This is a genomic window from Bacillus sp. ISL-55 (genome assembly GCF_018613155.1).
GTDB lineage: Bacteria > Bacillota > Bacilli > Bacillales > Cytobacillaceae > Mesobacillus.
Genome location: NZ_JAGGQU010000022.1, coordinates 59,799 through 76,729, shown reverse-complemented (window position 1 = coordinate 76,729; position 16,931 = coordinate 59,799). Strand labels below are relative to the sequence as shown.

The window sequence follows — 16,931 nt, the reverse complement described above, 5'->3', positions numbered from 1 at the left end:
TTTGAGATGCCTGCCTGAATGGAGTATGGCCGGCCGGGTTTTACCCGTTATCAATGAAAGCAGGTTCCTTAGTGTGGGAACAATTTGAGTGGTACCGCGGGATAAACTCTCGTCTCTAATATAGAGACGGGAGTTTTTTGTATTTTTAAAAGGGGGATTTCTAATGGAATATGTAAAACTGTATTCAGAATTGCTTGCTGCCGAGATCGATGGGCTGCTTACTTGTAATGAAATAGAGAGGTTAATTGAGAAACCAAAATTTTTGCACCAGGGGGATTTGGCTTTTCCATGTTTCCAACTGGCGAAAACGATGCGAAAGCCACCAGCAGAAATTGCCGAAGATCTAAGTTCACGATTGCCAAGTCATGTTGATGGGCCATTCAATCGTTTTGAATCAGTTGGCGGTTATATAAATGCTTATTTAAATAAGGCCAACGTCGCCAAAGAACTTTTGAACGTAATTCAGCAAAAAAAGAATCATTATGGTGATCTTAACCAGGGTGAAAGTCAGACTGTAACAATTGACCTTTCCTCGCCAAATATCGCCAAACCTTTTTCGATGGGCCATCTGCGGTCCACCGTTATTGGGAATTCGCTTTCACTTATTTATGAAAAATGCGGATACAAAACAGTGAAAATCAACCATTTAGGAGACTGGGGAACTCAATTTGGCAAACTCATCACGGCATATAAGCTTTGGGGCAATGAGGAAAAAGTAAAGGCTGAACCGATTCAAGAACTGCTTGCACTGTATATAAAGTTTCATGAAGAAGCAGAAAGTCAGCCGCAGCTTGAACAAGAGGGGCGTGATTGGTTCAGACGTCTGGAAAATGGCGACGATGAAGCACTCGAGCTTTGGAAATGGTTCAAGGATGAATCATTAAAGGAGTTTAAAAAGATATACGACCTTATGGGAATTGAGTTTGATTCATATGCTGGAGAAGCTTTTTATAATGATAAAATGGAACCCATTGTAAAAATGTTAAGGGAAAAGGGTTTGCTTGAAAATTCAGATGGGGCACAAGTAGTCAAGCTGGATGAATCTGAACTTCCTCCATGTTTAATAAAAAAATCGGATGGCGCCACTTTGTACGCAACCCGGGATTTAGCTGCAGCAAAGTACAGATTCGATAAATATTCCTTTGTAAAATCGTTATATGTTGTTGGCAATGAGCAAAGTCTTCATTTTAAACAACTGAAAGCAGTACTTGCAAGAATGGACTTTCCTTGGGCAGATGGTATTGTTCATATTCCGTTTGGGATGATGCTGAAGAATGGTAAAAAAATGTCCACAAGAAAAGGCAAGGTTGTTTTGCTTGAACACGTTCTCCAAGATTCCATTCAGTTGGCGGAAAAGAATATAGAAGATAAAAATCCTTCTCTGGCCAATAAGAAAGATATTGCCGCAATGGTGGGTACTGGCGCTGTTGTTTTTCATGACCTGAAAAATTTTCGCATGAATGATATTGAGTTTTCCCTAGAAGAGATGCTAAAAGTCGAAGGCGAAACAGGGCCATATGTTCAATATACAAATGCCCGTGCACAGTCAATATTGAGAAAAGGGGCATTTGCAGATGGCAATGGAGAAGTCAATTTGGCTGCAGATAGTGAATGGCCCGTAATAACTGAGCTTCAAGCATTTCCGGATACAATCAAGAGAGCGTTCGAGAAAAATGATCCATCCCTAATTGCTAAATATGTTCTAAACCTGTCTCAGGCTTTTAATAAATATTACGGAGAAGTCAGGATTCTCGGAGATGATGCAGAAAAAGAGGCCCGACTCTTATTGGTCCATTCTGTTAGCGTTGTTCTTGAAGAAGGACTTAGATTGCTTGGCATTAAATCACTCAAGGAAATGTAAAAAGAGTCCCTGGATCATTCCAGGGACTCCTTATGTTCATTTATGTTCTATATAATTAGCGAAAATTTCCCCAGAGGTGTCGCTTAACTTCAACTCTACATCTGTCTCGTCAAAAAACCAGGTATCGTTTGCTTCAACAAAAAAGGTAATCCCGTCAATCTGTTGCTGTTCAGCGGCAATGGCAGGTGCTTCAAGGGAAAATGCCAGGCTATAGCCTTTGTTCTTGTCGCCAAACCCGGCATATTGAGGGTAAAGGCGGATGTGAAACGGTTTAGGTGTATCAAATTCCTGTTCAAACCATTTATATGCGTTTTGATCAATCTTGATTGTCATCTTTGCACCATCCTTTCGTTAGTTTTATTTTAAAACCTGAATGGTGCTGGTCGCCGTGCTTTATGTCACAGTTTTTGCGTTGTCATGAAAGTGTCAAATATGCTTAAAATAAAATCAGCTCCCAAATCGGAAGCTGAAGATTTTAAACACTTGATTCTTTTTTACGCATTGCTTCAGGGATGTAGACACAAAATGGCTCGCTTTCCATATAGTCACCCGTCACTGCGTATGTTCTGGAGCGTGATCCCCCGCAGACAAAGCGGAATTCACATACCCCGCATTTGCCCTTATATTTGTCAGGGCTTCGTAAATCTTTAAAAAGAGGGGAGTTTCGGTATATTTCAGCCAATGGTTTTTCGCGGAGGTTCCCGCCAACCAGAGGCAGCAGCCCTGAAGGCATGACATCACCGGTATGGGAAACAAACAAAAATCCGTTTCCGTCATTTACTCCTTTAGGCGCTCGCTTCAACCCATCAATCACAGAGGCCATATCTTTAGTTAAGGTGTCTTCATAACGGATTCCCTCGTCTGTATTACTTACCCGATTTTCTCGTGCTTTTTGCTGAAAAACTACTCGTCTGTAATGTTGAGCTGCAGTGGTTTTAATATCGTAGGGAGCGGTTTTGCTTAATTCGTAAAGCCATCTGAAAACTTTTTCGTGTTCTGCCGGAGTAAGGCAGGCATCCAGCTGTCCTCGGCCTGTAGGTACAAGCAGAAAAATGTACCACATTACTACCTTGAGTTCTTTCATCAATTCGGCTATCTGTTCAAGATGTTCATAATTGTAGCGGGAAATAACCGTATTAAGCTGCAAGGGCATATTTAAATCGTTCAGGTATTTTACCTTTTCAATTGTAAGGTCAAACGACCCAGGAGTGCCGCGGAAATGGTCATGAATTTCAGGAGTAGGACCATCAAGGCTGAAAGCCCATCTTGAAAGTCCGACTTCCTTAGCTCTTTGCATTTTTTCTTTCGTCACATTATCTGTGGCGCTAGGTGTCATTGAAACGCGCATACCTTTATTAATTGCATATTCCGCGAGGTCAAAGAGATCTTCTCGCATCATACAGTCCCCACCAGTAAATACAAGCATAGGATTGCCCATGTAGTATATCTGATCGATCAGATTTTTGCCTTCTTCAGGTGTTAATTCCAATGGGTCAGGCTTATTCTGAGCATCTGCTCTGCAATGCAAGCATTTAAGCTGGCACGCCCTCGTAACTTCCCAAATAACGATATATGGATTTTCATTAAAATCAATACCAGCAAGATGACCCGAAGGTTGTGAATGTCCATATCCATGCATTTTCATCACCAACTTTTTTATCATTTATTTACTCATTATAAAATAAGAGATTGTTTACGCATGTAATGAATGTTACATTATATCGAAAACGGGATTAGCAGGAAAAGTAACCATCCAGATAACAAATATTGGAGGGAATTAAAGTAATTTTAATTAAATTAACTGAAATATTTGAAACCTTCTCACTGACCATTCCGTCTATTTAATGGGAGCATTTGGTGTTCTGGAAATGGGGGATATCAGTGGTCAAGAAGTCTATCCTTTGGGTAACCATGTCTTTATTGATTTTATTCTGTGTAATAAGTTGGAGTACTTATAGCCGGTATAAACCTACCCCTCCGAACTTAGAAATGGTTGTCGCCAAACATGCTGTAGAGGTTAAGCCTGTAACTTATTCGCTCCAAAAATGGGGACGGACAGCATCAGCAGATACTAATACCGACCCCGCCGTCTTCGTAAAAGAATCAAGTCCAATTATTGTTGAGACTGATGACAGAATCAGGCTATTATTTGAACAATCACCTGATTCTGTTAAATGTTATTTATGGGAAATGGATACAGGAAAGCTCGCATATAAATTACTTAATGGGTATCCCCTAAACCTAGAGGATTCGAAAGTTGCTGGTGGGGATTATGCAATGGAAATTCGTGCTAAATGGGGTAATGGCTACGTTTTATATAACACAAGAATTATTGTATATGATGATACCGATTAATCTGCCATTGGTTTGCTAAGAAAGCATGCTAATGGCTTTTTGCTTTTTTGGAGATATTTAGGAAGGCATATTTCTTTGCACTCTTGCCATACTAAAAAAGTACCTCGGCTGCATTAGATTGAACAAGAAGAACCACAATACAAACAGTAAAAAGTAAGGGAGGGTAGGGAGAACCTGCCTTTTTCTTTTATATAGGAGTGAGATAAATTTGACAATTGGATCAGATGTGAACCAGGTCCTTTCCACGATAAAAGGAATTGAAGCACAGTTATCGTCCATGGCAATGAATACAACTAGCCCGGAAGCTAGCAAAGTTTTTCACGAAACGATGCTAGTCATCGGAGAAATAAAAACAGACCTGCAAAAAAGAAAAACTGAACTTGAGATAGCAGAGCCGCAATATAAAAGCTAGAAGGTGAGAAAATGAATGAATGGCTGCACATTATTGTTTCGTCTGTGTTATTTGTGGTGACATTGTTTGCAATTACGAAAATTGGCGGGAAAAAGCAACTGTCCGAGCTGTCATTTTTTGAATATGTCTCGGGTATCACGATAGGAAGTATCGCTGGGGAAGTAATAATGGGTCTTGATGGGAATTTATTTCATGGAGTATTGGCTATTGTAATATTCGGGACTTTTACATATTTACATGATCTTTTAGGAATCAAAAGCAAGAAGTTCAGTGATTTTTTTGAAGGAAAGGCAACCGTAATAATAAAAGATGGAAAAGTGATGGAAGAGAATTTGAAAAAGGAAAAATACACAATCGATGAATTGAATTCATTGTTAAGACAGAAAAATGTTTTCAAAACATCAGATGTTGAGTTTGCTGTCCTTGAGCCAAAAGGGGATTTAAGTGTATTGCTAAAAAAAGAATTGCTTCCTCTTACACCAAAGGATTTAAACATGCCTGTCGCTCCTGAAAAGGAGACTTATACTGTTATCATGGATGGAAAAGTATTGCATGACCAATTAGCATCTGTTGGTAAAAACAAAGGATGGCTGGATACTGAACTAGACAATCTAGGAGTGACTATTGAAAATGTTTTTTTAGGTCAAGTTGATTCTTATGGCAAATTAAGCATTGATATTTACGATGACCAATTCCAGATTCCATCACCTCAACCGAGAAAACTATTGTTGGCCATGCTTAATAAATGCCAGGCAGACTTAGAATTATTCGCTTTAGGGACAGAATCGACAAGCACTAAGGAAATGTACAATAAGAACGCTGAAAGATTGCAAGAAGCGATCAATAAAGTAAGGCCGTTTTTGAAGGAATAGACAGCTTATATTATGTAATCTTTTTCCGGAATATCAATTTGAAGATATCGAATACTAAGCACGAGGGGATTATCAGAACTCCTCTAATTTATAAAGGGGTGCTGCCGGATGAATAGATCTGCATGGATTTCTTCGTTGATGAGATCGAATATTCCTCAAAACATGATGAAAATGTTCGGATACAGACGTAAGAGAAATCGTTCCATGACGTTTTCGATTATGGGAGTTGTGGCAAGTGCTGCTGCAGCGTTTGTTTTTCGAAATCGTATGGGAGATGGGATGAGGCAGCTTTTCCAAAATTCAAATGTGGGAACAGATTTTAATAAGCCAGTTCCTGCAGGTATTACTGAATTCGCGAAAGAAATCACATCTGGATTGAATACTGGAGAGTCAAGTCCATCTTCTGGATTCCATTCGACAACGTCAACAAACCCTGAAAGCAGTCAGATGATTAACCAAATTGCTTCAGCTGCCAAAGAAACTGGAAACAGCCAACAGGTCGATCAACTGGCAAATCAATTGATTAAGCGCAACCTTTAATAATTTGAAAGAACAAAAAAAAATCCCGTTGTTACAGCGGGATTTTTTTTATTTCACTTAAAAAAGTTTTTTATAAAGGAAATATCACTGTTTGTTCAATCAATTAGGTCCTTTTTACCTTGCTAATAAAAAAGGCTGGGTAAACTGGCATAGATTGTTAAAGTTACAACAAGATTAAGCTTATATTTCATTCGTGTAACAAAATGAGTTATTAAAAGGAAAAAAGAGCCTGTAAACCCTGTAAATAATAGGTTTTGGCTCTTTTTTGGCATGTAAACGGTATTTTTACCAGAGGAAAACAATTCCTCACAAACCAATATTTATAGATTCAAAACTAGTTTGGGAAACTCTACTATTAAGCTGTAATCGAAATCAAAGGAGTTGCTCTAACATGAAAAAACAGCTTTTGACGGTGGCTGCAACAGCCGGGATTTTATTTACTTCATTCAATGGCTCAGCAAGTGCTCATGATAAACTTCACACAGTACAATCGGGAGATTCTTTATGGAAACTTTCAAATATATATAATGTTGCTGTAAATGATATTCAAAAGTGGAATAATCTATCAAGCTCTACCATCTATGTAAATCAAAAACTATCAGTTCTAGCGCCGCACAGTCATTCAACTGATGCTAGTACTGCCGTAAGCACATCTGGTTCTACGTATGTCGTAAAGACAGGCGATACGTTATGGGGAATATCAAAATCATATGGAATGTCCATTAGCGGACTTAAAGCATTGAACGGGCTTAAATCTGATGTAATCTATCCTGGACAAAAATTAAATGTATCTGGGGCTGCCGCTACAACGGCAACAACAGCAACAACAGCACCAGCCAGCTCATCCAGCACATATACAGTCCGTAGTGGTGACAATTTGTCAACGATTGCTGCTCGCCATAATTTATCGCTATCACAATTGATGTCTATCAATAATCTGAAATCTCATCTTATTTTCCCTGGTCAGGTGTTGAAGCTATCAGGTTCAACTTCAACAACAATTGCTACTAATGTATCGACAGCAAGTACTCCTGTAATGGCGACATATGGTTCTACCACTAAGGTAAACTCATTAGTTGCGGAATCCAAAAAGTATATAGGTGTACCTTATGTTTGGGCAGGGAGCACGCCGGCAGGGTTTGATTGTTCAGGATACTTAAACTATGTATATAGCAAAGTAGGAATTTCAATCCCGAGAACAGTATCGTCCATTTGGGATGCTACAAAACCTGTTTCTTCACCACGTGTAGGAGACCTTGTGTTCTTTGAGACATATAAGCCAGGTCCATCGCATGCAGGTATTTATCTAGGCGATGGCAAATTTATTCATGCCGGTTCATCAAGGGGAGTAGAAATCAGTGATATGAATAACTCCTATTGGAAGCCACGTTACCTGGGAGCAAGAACGACATTTTAATCTGCTTTTTAAACCTTTACCCAGCTTCAGAAATAATTAAACCTCCTAAATGGAGGTTTTTTTATCTTTTTATCTTATTCGTAACTTTTTAGCATTTCATTTATAAAGCACAGCTTTTAATTTGTAAACCACTTTATATATAGCGTATAATCCAATTAAAATCTTATTTGCTAACGTGCAAGTGTTTGGATGTAGACCACTTTGGATTAAAATTATTTGTACATAGTGAATTCTGGTGAGTTTAATGATTTGGAGGCATAAAAAGTGAGAATTCCTATATTAAAGTTAAAAGATTATTTATTAGTTTCAATTCAAGTAGAACTTGATGACCAGACGGTATTGACTTTTCAAGAGGACTTGTTGAATAAAATTAAAGATACGGGAGCAAAAGGTGTTGTAATCGATTTAACTTCAGTCGATATGATTGATTCATTCATTGCAAAAGTATTGGGCGACGTAATAGTAATGACAAGCCTGATGGGCACGAAAGCAGTCCTTACAGGTATCCAGCCTGCAGTCGCCATTACTTTAATAGAGCTTGGCATAACATTGGAAAATGTCCATACTGCACTGGATCTTGAGCAAGGAATTACGATATTAAGCCAATTGTTAGAGGGTTAGCCAAATGACAGAACCGATTATTATTAATATTAATAATGAATTTGATATAGTGCTTGCTCGTCAGAAAGGGAGAGAGGTTTCAAAAAATCTCCAATTTGGTGGCGTTGACCAGGCAAGAATAACGACAGCGATTTCTGAGCTCGCAAGAAATATTTATTTATATGCGGGCAGCGGCCAGATTACTATTGACGTTTTAGAAGAGAATGGAAGAAAAGGGATTCAGATTTCTGCTGCTGATAATGGACCAGGGATAAATGATATAAGAATGGTCTTGCAGGATGGTTTTTCTACTTCAGGCGGTCTTGGTGCAGGACTTCCAGGAGTTAAAAGGTTAATGGACAGTTTTGATATTGATTCTATGCCGGGAACTGGCACAAAAATTACAATTACCAAATGGGCGAGATAAAGGGGATTGGCATGGAGCTAGACAAAATACATCACGTCGCCATTATCTGTTCAAATTATGAAAAGTCAAAAGAGTTTTATACAAAAGTTCTTGGCTTGAAGGTCATCTCAGAGACCTATAGAGAAGAACGAAGGTCCTATAAATTGGATTTAAGTGTTGGAAGTCACTATCAAATTGAATTGTTCTCTTTCCCGGAAGTTCCGGCACGCCCGAGTTACCCTGAGGCTGCTGGTCTAAGGCATCTCGCTTTCACTGTGGAAAATCTATCCTCATATGCAAATTATCTTGAAACGCAAGGAGTGGAAGTGGAACCGATCAGAATTGATCCACTAACTCATAAGCAATTTACATTCTTTTCCGATCCCGATGGATTACCAATTGAATTATATGAAAAGTAAAATCCTCTGTCTCGATTTCCACGCTTAAATTTGTACCGCATGTTGCTCTAGACAATTGGTTTGAGCAGACTTAAATGTCCCAAAAAAGTAAAGTGCAATACTCGTGTCAAATCCACCCAAGATAATAAAAAAGGATGTTCAGCGACAGCAGCTGAACATCCTTTTCGTTATTTTAAAGGCTCTTTTCTCAAACTTTGTTGCTTTTTGACTGCAAAATAGAATTTTAAAACCATTTTTCTTCGTAAAGTTGACTCTTTTAGGAGAAAAGAGCATGCAAACTTAATTCCGAACTGCAAAATGGCCTTATATTACGTTAAAATCGGCTTTAGGATTTTAACAATAATCTTAACGAAAACAGCCATTTTATAAGAGCCATTGCTCTTGAACTTGCTTACGTGCCATCTCTTGGATTTCTTCCTCAGATGTTTCACGGTCAGCAATGACGTTGGTTAAATAATTTTTTCCTTTTAGGTCTACGCTTACTGTGATTTCTCTCATTATACATTTTCCTTTCTTCTTGTTTTACTTGATGTTAAACCTCTTTGTTATTCTAATTACCATCTAAATGGTTTATGTAAACCTAGTGGACTGGCAGAAGTTTATATTTTAGTTGATGATTTGTGTCTGGATGCTAAATAGCCACATGAAAAGTCAATTAAATGTGTGTTGAAAATCGCTTTAATACAAAGTCATTAGAGAAAATAATCCTTAACCATCATACATACATCTCGCCTACGGGTTTGGCTAAATTCCTTAAAGGGAATAGCATAAATACTAAGGCTAAGGAGGGAAAAGCTTCATGGATCATTCAAAAAAAGACCCGCAAAGCTTGGTTGAATACGAACGAGAAAAACTTGGTGAAGATAAAAAGATAGATGAATTCAAGGATCAAGGAAGAGTTCCCGACCAGCAAAATAGATTAAAGGATCAGGAAAACTTGAGGAAATAAGAACAAAACAAGCCGGAGATCATTCCGGCTTGTTTTTTCGTATCTGCTAGGAAAAAAGTTTCCAATTTAAGCAGGAAATTTTTTGCTTGTAGTTGAATATATATTATGGAAATATAGAGATTTAGAAAAGGGGAACAATATTTTGAGTGCACATAATGCTGACCGTGCCGGGAGTTTGCTGATAACAGTCGCTGTTATCCTGCTCTTCGCATCTGTACCAATTGGGATTTTTATCGTATCTTTTATTCACAATTCAGTTTACCTTGACCGTTCGCACTGGTTTTTTGACAGTCCGATGTCATCATACATAACAATGATAGCGGTGTTACTGATTATACCTGTGTTACTGATCATCATGGCTATTTATCTTTTCAAAACTGATGAATCCAGAAAAAGAAGTTTCAATGTTTTTATTGCAGCTGTTTTCACCCTGGTGATCTTGGCTGCAGGTGGTTACTTAAGTATTGACAATTATTATTATATGAACAAAAATGGCTTGTATTATGATGAGCTCTGGAAATTAGAACAAACCGAATATTCATGGGATGAAATTACGGCGATGAAACAAATCAACAAAAAAGAGGGTGGTACCTTAACACCTGATAAAGTGATATTCACTTATGATGACAAAAGAATTGAATTGCCGCTGACTCCTAAACTTAGAAACGAAATTGACCCTGTAATCAATTATATCGAGAATGCAAAAGGGGTCGAACTGGTCATGGAGAATATCACTATAGATGAAGAATAGACGAAAAAACCCTTCCATCAATTAGTAAGCCGTTCGGTTGAGAGGGAGAAAACAGCAAATAACATATATTTTAGAGGTGTAATTAGCATGCTAATTTGCACCTCTTTTTTTCGTTGATATTACAGAGATTATTGGGCAAATCTTTACTTTTAACATTAAAATCAGCATGCTAATTAACACTACAATTAGTAAGTGTACAATAATTTTTGTACTTCTGTTAATTGGGGTGTTAATTGGGGTGTTAAAAATTCAGAGTTATGGTTATACTGGTTCACAACAAGGATATGAAGGAGCATTTATAGTAATGAAATTTATTGAACCTAGAAATATCAATGCAGATAAGGTGGATTGGCTTATTTCAGAACGCGCAAGAGCCGTTGTCTCTTACTATGCTGAATACACCGAGTACACAGAAAGTGATGTTGTAGATAAACTACTCATTCATCTTCTGGAAGATGAAAACTTCATTGAATGGATTAAAAATAAACGAAACAACAAACGTGTTATCAAACAACTAAAAATCGAGCAGTTAATGGAGGAAGACTAAGTTGGCTAACCTCAAGACATTCATTCCAAAAGCGGATGTTGTATTAGAAGTCACTTCCCCTGTATTGCAGAAGGAATTAGATAAAAGAAGCAAAGATTATGATGTCTTAACTCCTAGACAATTTGGAACAAAATATAGAGAATTATTATTTATGCCGATTGAGTTTAATCATTTACATAATAGTCACTCACTTCAACTAAACGTTTGTGTGAATCCATACTGCAAGTGGCAAGGGCTCCAACAAGAAAAATTTAAGGACGCGAAAGGGAATCCTAGTAGATATAAATTAAATTCGTCGGGCGATGCAAGGAAAATGATTGAATGTAATCCTGACCCTATACATCCAAATGTAGGTGTTGCCTTTGGTTGCAAGACAGTCGCGTTATCCAACTGGTCTATTACTGAAGAAATCGAGAGATTGATCCGTATTAACAACATTAAAGACGAAGAACCTAATTATGACTTCCATAAAGAAGGGTGTCTTCAAGGAGAAAGCGATCATTTTGAAATGCCTTCCTATTTCTACAAACAAGGAAAAAGTAGTACCGGAAGTCAACAGTGGCAATGCAAAACATGCAAGAAAAAGACTTCTCTAAGACCAAATAGCAAGCAATCGGTTATATATAAACAAAAACGCAGTGAAATTAACCTTATGTTTACAAAATTATTGTTAAACAAAAACCCTATTAATAGAACTTGTGAGATTTTAGAAATCTCCAAGGGAACATACTATGAGAAGTTGAAATTCGTTTACCGAAAGTGTCTAGAATTCTTGGAAAGACATGAAACCAAACCGTTGCTGAATAAGCAATTTAAAGAAATGTGGGTCAACACAGATAAAATGACCTATTACCTTAACAATGTTCGCAAGAAAGGAATGAGTAAAAGTAAATACAGAGATCTTGAAGATTCTGTTTTCCCTACTCATGTGGTTGTTAGTGCGGATGTTTTCTCAAGATATGTTTTTAGAAGCGACGTGTCTTATGATTGGGATATTATACTCGAAGAAATTAATAAGGATACAATTCAATATAAATGTGATCACTTATCGATATATGCTAGGAAAAATGCAAGGTTTTCTAAACACACTTATTATCCGCAGCCACCATCAGATAATGATACTCAGACTAAATCTGAATATAAAACTGAACTTTCTAAAATAGAGAACAGGGCGAAATACACAGATGGATTACACGTTAATTCGACCTATACAACGGTTGCACACCATTGGCTAATAAAGGAACTTGTTAATGCATCTGAGTGGCGTTTTGTAACGGATGAAGATAGTTCACTTATAACAGCTATATTTCGAGTGTTTGCAAAAGAAATCCGATTAAGTGATGCACACCATTTCCTTTGCCACACCGACAAGACTAAATCAAGGCCACAATGTCAAAGGGAGCATTTTGAGGCAGTAAGTGAACTTTTGGAGTGGGGAGAGTTTAATGGATATAAAACAAATTCACCAAAAGAGTTAGCTCTCCTTAAACTAGAGCAACTTCTTAGGACTCACTATTTTCATAAGGAAGTTAAAACTTCTGCAGGTTCTCATTTGGAGTACGCTGATAACCCTATAGAGCATCCATTAGCTACTATTGATCGAGGGTATCGTTCGGTTGATTGCACCACCAACATATCATCGCTAGAAGCAAGAGATGTCGCAAACCTGGTACTAAATGTGAATGACAATGCAGCCAATGCTTTTATTCGCTTATTAGGAGAAGACTATCGATACTGGAAAGGCCATTATCGACAGCTCGAGGAGATGTAAAGAGCTATATTTATGCTAACTTCAATCCTAAATATGCACAGATGGCAATAACAATTTTGAGGACATATTATAACTTCTGTTTGCCTTTCGAATCAGGTAAGACCAAAAAGACACCAGCACAGCGTTTGGGTATTGCAGATAAGGTATTTGAACTTAAGGATATCTTATATATACGGTGATGAATTATATCAAAAATATGAAAGGAGCTTGAATGAACAAGCTCCTTTTCATGTGATATTTTCTATCTTCATAAAGACAGACATAAAGTACTAATTCAGAAAGGATTGCAAAAACAGAGAAACAAAAAGTAATACAAAAATATCTTAAAATATTTTCTTTCTCTTTAACAATCGAATACTCTTGGTATAGTTAAATCCTACGTTTTAATAAAAGTGTTGCAATGATTACAAGAAATAGCATCGATACAACTAAAACAAAAAGGCCAGTATAAACATTCAATGCAGGGTTGTCGAGCAAAGTGGAAGCTTCTCCATTGACAATCCTATTTATGTCCAAGTACGTGAAAGGTGATAGATGTGCAGCAGTGGCAAGGTAATGTTTACTTGCCATAAATCCCCCGATTACGATGAATACTGTAGACACAAAAACAACGAATTGACTTTTGATAAAGATAGATAAGAATTGGCTTAGTATAAGAATAAAGAGCAATACCATCAAGAATAAAGATATAATTTGCATGAGGTACAATCCTAAGGGAATGAATTGAAATCCATAATAAATGGATTTCATGCCTTTATAGTCGGCTGTACTAGACTCACTCAATCCATCATAATGAAGGATAGGGTAATTCCAATCACCAAACCGGTCAAACACAGTCCCCATTAGGATGACAGTTCCGAATAAAATTAAGCATGTGATAATTGATACAATAGCTGAATGAAGGATTTTCCCATAAAAAATCGATTGTTCTGAAACTGGCTGTGTCCGCAAAAAGAAGATTGTCGGGCGTTTCCCCCTCTCATAAGCCAGCCCTCCACCCACTAAAAACAACAGGAAAACTAGCGGCAGGAAATGGGCGTGTTGCTGGAAGAATAAATAAAGAGAAAATAGCCCATTATCATCTATTCTTTCATTGTTTACTATCCATTCCCTTGACAGTTTTTTCGTATTAGTATGGATATTTAAGAGAAGTCCCCCGGACGAAAGAGGACGTATCTTATGCTTTAAAAGCCACTGCTTTTCTGCGATGCTGGCATCCATTGTAAATTGTCCAATATCATCAACGACACTGTAGGATGAATCAAATTCCCCGTTTATTAAACGATTATCAAACAATTGATATTCAATTAAATGAATATAATTCCCTTTCTTATAGTCAGCTATTGCCAGACTGATAAGATCCGCTAATTCTCTATGAGCGTTTAAGGCAATTTCTTGTTCGTTTAGTTGCTCCATTAAATAAGAGGTTTCCTCTTCCTTCTCCAAGGCTGTCTGCAGGTCATTCTTTATATCATTTATGAATTGTTCTTGGAACGGAATAGCAACTTCAATCAAGCCGCTTCTGGCCCTCTCCAAATTAGCTAAGAATTCCTGCTCCTTTTCTTTTGCTTCTTGAGAAATAAAAGCATAGCCGCAAGCGATAAAAATAATCGAAATCGCTAAAACAAACCGATAATTCCCTTTCCTTATCAATTTCCTCCATTCAAAAACGACGATCTTCCATAAAGAGTTCCTTCTAGCACTTGTCGCTCCCTTTCGAAAGGGCTTCTTGATTATCCTGAAATCTAAAAGGCTATATTCTCGTTCAGGCAGATAGACGGAAAGGAAAATCAAGAACAAACTCCAAACAAATGCGCTAATGACATATAGACCGTCTTTAGAATCAGGCACCGCATTCAATAACGGCTCTAAATGAAGCAAGTAAAAGGGATTGAGCGGATTCTTTAAAAATCCTGCCATGCTCGTCAACAAATATCCAGCAAATAAAATGGAAAACGTAATGACCAGGGCATTAAAGGTGTTTTGCATTCGGGTGCCAATGAATAAGGCCAAACTTATTGAAAATATCAACGCACCTATGAATAAAGCAATACTTTTTAAAATATATATGACGGTTGAAACAATTTCGACTTCTGCTCCTTTAAAGACAACTTGCGGATATTCCAATCGCAACGGCTGTTCTCCAAATGCCATTGGAATCAACAAACCAAGACAGATGACGAATAAAATATAGACCAGTGACACTAGCAAGATACTTACATACTTCGAAGTTAGCAGATCCCTCTTTGTAATCGGTTGTGTTCTTAACATTAAGATTGTCTTTTGGTCCTTCTCCTGTGTCAACGTGGTCCCAAAGAAAAATAGCAGGATCACAAGCCCAGCAAGTCCGATAAACAGGCTGCTTAACTGCTTTAATATCAAGTGGGCAGAAGTCGGGTGTTCTTCATTTTCATATGGAAGGTTGTTGTCACGCATATAGTCATTTTTCTTCACAGCTATTACTTTTTCCATGCCATGCAAAGGAGGAAATACTCCTCCAGCCGTTTCAAATCGGCCCAAACTGTCAAGGAATTCTCCTTGCAGTTTAGGAATCTCGTCCCACTTTTTGCGCTCAACAGCGATTTGCCAATTATACAAGGCGTACCTTGCTTCCACGATATATTCATGCTGCAGTAATCCAGGTTCATCAAGGAGATCTTCTTTCCGTTTTCCTTCTAGGTCTGTCTGGATCTGTTCAGCCGCATTTCCGTATTCTACAATTTCTTCCGTTAACTTGATAACCCATTCATTCTGCCGGGAAGCGTTGTAATGAAAAAGGTATGCTGCGCTGATAAGAATGATTAGGAAAAGCCACCATATCTTTTTTTGTCTCCAAATTTTCTTCAGTTCAAAGGTTAAAAGATTCATAAGATTTCTTCCTTTTTTCCAAAAATCATCTGATACCGTTCCTCGGAACCGATGACTTTTTTCTCGATGTTCAATACCTGCACCCCATGGGTGCTTAACTGTTTGAACAACTGACTTAAAGAAGCATCTCCCAAACTTACAATCAGTTTATTTTCTTTTCCATGTTCAACTTCTATACCTGCGGCACTCAATACCCCGATCACTTTTTCTGGTTGCTGGACTGTAAGCTCATAGGCAACTTTTTCATGGAGAGATAAATCTTCCTCAATGAGCTGGCCATTTTTTAAAAAGAGAATATGGGATGTCACTCTATCAATCTCGGACAGATTATGGGAGGAAAGAATAATGGCTGTACCTTCCCTGTTCAACTCCAGCAGCAAATTCCTTACCCGGATGGCACTTGTTGGATCAAGTCCGTTTAAAGGCTCGTCCAGAATCAAAAGCTTTGGCTCGTTGACAATTGCCATGGTAAGCAAAAGATGCTGCTTCATCCCTAAAGAATACTTGCATACTTTTTTATGCAAATAGCTTTCCATTCCAACCCGTTCAGCTGCAGATAGGATTTGTCCTTTCGAAATGCCCTGGACATCCCCGATAAATTGAAGATGGTCATAGCCTGTCAAATAATCATAGAGGACAGAGTTATCCTGCATAAAAGAAACATAGCGGAAAATTTCCGGATCTTTATTGGTACGATTTAAAATTTTCACCTTGCCATGGTCCGGGCTGATCAAGTTGGTGACGATTCCAAGAAGGGTAGACTTTCCCGATCCATTCGGTCCAACCAAAGCAACGATTTCAGGCTGATGAATCCGGATGCTCACTCCATGTAACACTTTTTCTTTTCCATATGATTTTTGTATTTCTTCAACAGATAAAATCATGTTTATCCCCCGTAAGTAATTTTCTTCTCTCTTTCAAATATTGCAACTGTTTCCAGGCGTACTTGTATCTAAACCAAATACTTCTTTTTCACCATTCCTGCATCTATAGTTGAATAACGTCCTTATTAGAACTTCTTTATACTCTCCCTTTATTATAACACCATTAAGTTAAATATTCCCAATATTCACAAAGAAAAGCAGGCCTTAGAATTAGGCCTGCTAATTAATATGTTAAATACTACGCGATTAGTGTTGTTAATTACTATTTTCTCCCTGGCA

18 protein-coding genes and 1 other annotated feature (1 of these 19 only partly in view) are annotated in these 16,931 nt (G+C 37.8%); of the genes, 13 read left to right on the top strand and 5 right to left on the bottom strand.

What is annotated here, in order from left to right:
- Window positions 1-120, top strand: a binding site (T-box leader) (it extends 94 nt beyond the left edge of the window).
- Window positions 121-163: 43 nt separating this feature from the next.
- A complete protein-coding gene (gene argS / locus J7E32_RS12300; protein WP_214907667.1) occupies window positions 164-1,861 on the top strand; it encodes an arginine--tRNA ligase in 1,698 nt (565 codons plus the stop codon).
- A gap of 36 nt (window positions 1,862-1,897) precedes the next feature.
- On the opposite strand, the gene J7E32_RS12295 is transcribed toward argS, so the two are convergent.
- Complete coding sequence (locus tag J7E32_RS12295; protein ID WP_214907665.1) at window positions 1,898-2,194, bottom strand: HesB/YadR/YfhF family protein; 297 nt, start codon at window positions 2,192-2,194, stop codon at window positions 1,898-1,900.
- 142 nt (window positions 2,195-2,336) lie between these two features.
- Window positions 2,337-3,500, bottom strand: a complete 1,164-nt coding sequence (locus J7E32_RS12290; protein ID WP_214907737.1) for a TIGR04053 family radical SAM/SPASM domain-containing protein — start codon at window positions 3,498-3,500, stop codon at window positions 2,337-2,339.
- Window positions 3,501-3,742: 242 nt separating this feature from the next.
- Between J7E32_RS12290 and J7E32_RS12285 the strand changes: the two genes are divergently transcribed.
- The 8 genes from J7E32_RS12285 to gloA2 all read left to right on the top strand — a co-directional run bounded on the left by J7E32_RS12285 (window position 3,743) and on the right by gloA2 (window position 8,882).
- Window positions 3,743-4,216: a hypothetical protein gene (locus tag J7E32_RS12285; RefSeq protein WP_214907663.1), complete on the top strand. Its 474-nt coding sequence runs from the start codon at window positions 3,743-3,745 to the stop codon at window positions 4,214-4,216.
- A gap of 208 nt (window positions 4,217-4,424) precedes the next feature.
- On the top strand, window positions 4,425-4,628 hold the full coding sequence (locus tag J7E32_RS12280) for a DUF1657 domain-containing protein (protein WP_214907661.1): 204 nt from the start codon (window positions 4,425-4,427) through the stop codon (window positions 4,626-4,628).
- Between the two features lie 11 nt (window positions 4,629-4,639).
- Window positions 4,640-5,500, top strand: coding sequence for a DUF421 domain-containing protein (locus J7E32_RS12275; RefSeq protein ID WP_214907659.1), 861 nt, complete (start codon window positions 4,640-4,642; stop codon window positions 5,498-5,500).
- A 108-nt stretch (window positions 5,501-5,608) separates the two neighbouring features.
- Window positions 5,609-6,040 carry a hypothetical protein gene (locus tag J7E32_RS12270; protein WP_214907657.1) on the top strand — a complete coding sequence of 144 codons (432 nt, stop codon included), beginning with the start codon at window positions 5,609-5,611 and terminating at the stop codon, window positions 6,038-6,040.
- Between the two features lie 391 nt (window positions 6,041-6,431).
- Entirely contained in the window at window positions 6,432-7,457 is a 1,026-nt protein-coding gene (locus J7E32_RS12265) for a C40 family peptidase (RefSeq protein ID WP_214907655.1), read from the top strand.
- A gap of 264 nt (window positions 7,458-7,721) precedes the next feature.
- Window positions 7,722-8,078, top strand: coding sequence for an STAS domain-containing protein (locus J7E32_RS12260; protein WP_214907653.1), 357 nt, complete (start codon window positions 7,722-7,724; stop codon window positions 8,076-8,078).
- Window positions 8,079-8,082: 4 nt separating this feature from the next.
- Window positions 8,083-8,484: an anti-sigma regulatory factor gene (locus tag J7E32_RS12255; protein ID WP_214907651.1), complete on the top strand. Its 402-nt coding sequence runs from the start codon at window positions 8,083-8,085 to the stop codon at window positions 8,482-8,484.
- Window positions 8,485-8,495: 11 nt separating this feature from the next.
- The gene (gloA2, locus tag J7E32_RS12250) at window positions 8,496-8,882 is read left to right on the top strand and encodes an SMU1112c/YaeR family gloxylase I-like metalloprotein (RefSeq protein WP_214907649.1); all 387 of its coding nucleotides are present in this window, start codon (window positions 8,496-8,498) and stop codon (window positions 8,880-8,882) included.
- A 363-nt stretch (window positions 8,883-9,245) separates the two neighbouring features.
- On the opposite strand, the gene J7E32_RS12245 is transcribed toward gloA2, so the two are convergent.
- Window positions 9,246-9,380 carry a BA3454 family stress response protein gene (locus J7E32_RS12245; RefSeq protein ID WP_214907647.1) on the bottom strand — a complete coding sequence of 45 codons (135 nt, stop codon included), beginning with the start codon at window positions 9,378-9,380 and terminating at the stop codon, window positions 9,246-9,248.
- Between the two features lie 301 nt (window positions 9,381-9,681).
- Between J7E32_RS12245 and J7E32_RS12240 the strand changes: the two genes are divergently transcribed.
- The 4 genes from J7E32_RS12240 (at window position 9,682) to J7E32_RS12225 (ending at window position 12,900) form a co-directional block, all read left to right on the top strand.
- A complete protein-coding gene (locus tag J7E32_RS12240) occupies window positions 9,682-9,831 on the top strand; it encodes a hypothetical protein (protein WP_214907645.1) in 150 nt (49 codons plus the stop codon).
- A 142-nt stretch (window positions 9,832-9,973) separates the two neighbouring features.
- Window positions 9,974-10,582, top strand: coding sequence for a hypothetical protein (locus J7E32_RS12235; RefSeq protein ID WP_214907643.1), 609 nt, complete (start codon window positions 9,974-9,976; stop codon window positions 10,580-10,582).
- A 238-nt stretch (window positions 10,583-10,820) separates the two neighbouring features.
- Window positions 10,821-11,129 carry a hypothetical protein gene (locus J7E32_RS12230; protein WP_353654044.1) on the top strand — a complete coding sequence of 103 codons (309 nt, stop codon included), beginning with the start codon at window positions 10,821-10,823 and terminating at the stop codon, window positions 11,127-11,129.
- A 1-nt stretch (window position 11,130) separates the two neighbouring features.
- Entirely contained in the window at window positions 11,131-12,900 is a 1,770-nt protein-coding gene (locus J7E32_RS12225) for an insertion element protein (protein WP_286183092.1), read from the top strand.
- 369 nt (window positions 12,901-13,269) lie between these two features.
- Here J7E32_RS12225 and J7E32_RS12220 read toward each other — a convergent pair whose 3' ends face one another.
- Window positions 13,270-15,768 (bottom strand): ABC transporter permease subunit, encoded by a 2,499-nt coding sequence (locus J7E32_RS12220; protein ID WP_214907642.1) that lies wholly within the window; start codon window positions 15,766-15,768, stop codon window positions 13,270-13,272.
- Window positions 15,765-16,652 (bottom strand): ABC transporter ATP-binding protein, encoded by an 888-nt coding sequence (locus J7E32_RS12215; RefSeq protein ID WP_214907640.1) that lies wholly within the window; start codon window positions 16,650-16,652, stop codon window positions 15,765-15,767. The genes J7E32_RS12220 and J7E32_RS12215 overlap by 4 nt, the downstream gene beginning before the upstream one ends.
- Between the last annotated feature and the right edge of the window lie 279 nt (window positions 16,653-16,931).

Excerpts from the sequence above, each read along its gene's own strand:
- gloA2 (WP_214907649.1), top strand. The coding sequence starts at position 8,496 with ATGGAGCTAGACAAAATACATCACGTCGCCATTATCTGTTCAAATTAT.
- J7E32_RS12240 (WP_214907645.1), top strand. The coding sequence starts at position 9,682 with ATGGATCATTCAAAAAAAGACCCGCAAAGCTTGGTTGAATACGAACGA.
- J7E32_RS12265 (WP_214907655.1), top strand. The coding sequence starts at position 6,432 with ATGAAAAAACAGCTTTTGACGGTGGCTGCAACAGCCGGGATTTTATTT.
- J7E32_RS12215 (WP_214907640.1), bottom strand. The coding sequence starts at position 16,652 with ATGATTTTATCTGTTGAAGAAATACAAAAATCATATGGAAAAGAAAAA.
- J7E32_RS12220 (WP_214907642.1), bottom strand. The coding sequence starts at position 15,768 with ATGAATCTTTTAACCTTTGAACTGAAGAAAATTTGGAGACAAAAAAAG.
- J7E32_RS12245 (WP_214907647.1), bottom strand. The coding sequence starts at position 9,380 with ATGAGAGAAATCACAGTAAGCGTAGACCTAAAAGGAAAAAATTATTTA.
- J7E32_RS12275 (WP_214907659.1), top strand. The coding sequence starts at position 4,640 with ATGAATGAATGGCTGCACATTATTGTTTCGTCTGTGTTATTTGTGGTG.
- J7E32_RS12295 (WP_214907665.1), bottom strand. The coding sequence starts at position 2,194 with ATGACAATCAAGATTGATCAAAACGCATATAAATGGTTTGAACAGGAA.
- J7E32_RS12290 (WP_214907737.1), bottom strand. The coding sequence starts at position 3,500 with ATGCATGGATATGGACATTCACAACCTTCGGGTCATCTTGCTGGTATT.
- argS (WP_214907667.1), top strand. The coding sequence starts at position 164 with ATGGAATATGTAAAACTGTATTCAGAATTGCTTGCTGCCGAGATCGAT.
- J7E32_RS12255 (WP_214907651.1), top strand. The coding sequence starts at position 8,083 with ATGACAGAACCGATTATTATTAATATTAATAATGAATTTGATATAGTG.
- J7E32_RS12270 (WP_214907657.1), top strand. The coding sequence starts at position 5,609 with ATGAATAGATCTGCATGGATTTCTTCGTTGATGAGATCGAATATTCCT.